Here is a 1,303-nt window from a genome sequence, read left to right as displayed (position 1 = left end):
ATTTAACATAATAGCTTCGTTATGCGACTTCCGTTAGCGAGCTTTTATCTTCTGCGAGTGCATCACTGGAAAGAATGGCTTTATATAGAAATACAGGTAACCCGTCTTCTTTATCTTTCACCTTTAGCTGTTTTGTACCATCCCTATATTCGAATATAGCAATGGGGTAGTTATCCTGATCTGCAATGTAGAATCGTCTATCTTTAATTATTAACTTATATTCAGTAAATTGATGTTGTAGCAAACGCATAAACTTACTTTCATTTGGAGAAAGTAAGTTTAATTCACGGATTCTATCTGCATCACTTTGATGATTCAGTTTTGCTCTTTGTCTTTCGTTATAGCTTAAATAAACATTTTTAGTTCTTTGAATTGTTTGCTTTTCTTGCAATGGTTCAGACTTAGAATTTCGATATAAATACCCAGCTATAAAACCAAATATTAAACAGAATATAGCCAATCCCATTAGTCATCTTTTCCTTTGATTTCTCTACGATATTCTTTGATATCGTTTACTGTTATTTCATCTAAAAACTTATAAAGAGTTGCATTTACAACATCTGATTCTTCAATTTTAGTTTTAGTTTCAATCGTTGCTTCTAACCACAATTTATTAATTTTCTTCAAGAAAGCGCTATTTACTCTGTATGGCTTTGATTCGTTTGACATGGATTCCTAATCTCTATTTGGTTTCAATGTAATTATGACACCTGTTGCACTGTAACAGTGATTAATGATACAGTTGCGAAATAATGAAACACGTAACGGTGTAACAGTTTAATGACAACTCTAACTTTCAACACAAAACAAGAATTTCTTCAATCTGCTTTCAATGAAGTAGCTCGCATTGTTTCTGAACATGGGCAGTCATGCCTTGATGCTTTTGTCCCTGCATTTTCAACTGAGCAATGTTTAGAGCATTTGGCATTAGTTGCTTCTGAATGGGCTTATGACTATTCGGTGATTGATACTTACGGACAACTCTACAAAATCTCAAATGCAGAATTAAAAGAAGAAATGGGGGATTGCTAATGTCTTGGTTACATATTTGGTTAGCAGTTCTCGGTCTTTTTTCTTTCGTTTCATATCTTTATGTTATGGGTGCTCAATAATGAAAACAATTAAAGTCGCTCCTACATATCCAATGAATTTAGATGAACATGGTCGTTTGATCATGCTGACACCTGAAGAATTACGTCTTTCCAATATTGATCAAAAAATAGACTTAACCCGTAAAAACCACGGAGAAAGCCCTAGACATTGGCTCGAAAACAATGAATTTTCTACCCCCATTTATAATATG

At 33.6% G+C, this 1,303-nt stretch carries 4 protein-coding genes; 2 read left to right on the top strand and 2 right to left on the bottom strand.

Annotation, left to right across the window (positions count from 1 at the left end):
• Nucleotides 1-19: 19 nt before the first annotated feature.
• Entirely contained in the window at nucleotides 20-466 is a 447-nt protein-coding gene (locus D7V20_RS19190; protein ID WP_120385402.1) for a hypothetical protein, read from the bottom strand.
• Nucleotides 466-669: a hypothetical protein gene (locus D7V20_RS19185; RefSeq protein WP_120385401.1), complete on the bottom strand. Its 204-nt coding sequence runs from the start codon at nucleotides 667-669 to the stop codon at nucleotides 466-468. The genes D7V20_RS19190 and D7V20_RS19185 overlap by 1 nt, the downstream gene beginning before the upstream one ends.
• Before the next feature lie 111 nt (nucleotides 670-780).
• Here D7V20_RS19185 and D7V20_RS19180 point away from each other — a divergent pair, with 111 nt between their 5' ends.
• Nucleotides 781-1,032 carry a hypothetical protein gene (locus D7V20_RS19180; RefSeq protein ID WP_120385400.1) on the top strand — a complete coding sequence of 84 codons (252 nt, stop codon included), beginning with the start codon at nucleotides 781-783 and terminating at the stop codon, nucleotides 1,030-1,032.
• A gap of 79 nt (nucleotides 1,033-1,111) precedes the next feature.
• Nucleotides 1,112-1,303, top strand: a 192-nt coding sequence (locus tag D7V20_RS19175) for a hypothetical protein (RefSeq protein WP_147395820.1), incomplete at its 3' end; no start/stop codon positions are given.

Origin of the sequence: Acinetobacter rongchengensis, assembly GCF_003611475.1 — a bacterium.
GTDB classification, from domain to species: domain Bacteria; phylum Pseudomonadota; class Gammaproteobacteria; order Pseudomonadales; family Moraxellaceae; genus Acinetobacter; species Acinetobacter rongchengensis.
Note: the sequence above shows the minus strand (reverse complement) of the source record. Positions and strands in the feature narration are given on the sequence as shown.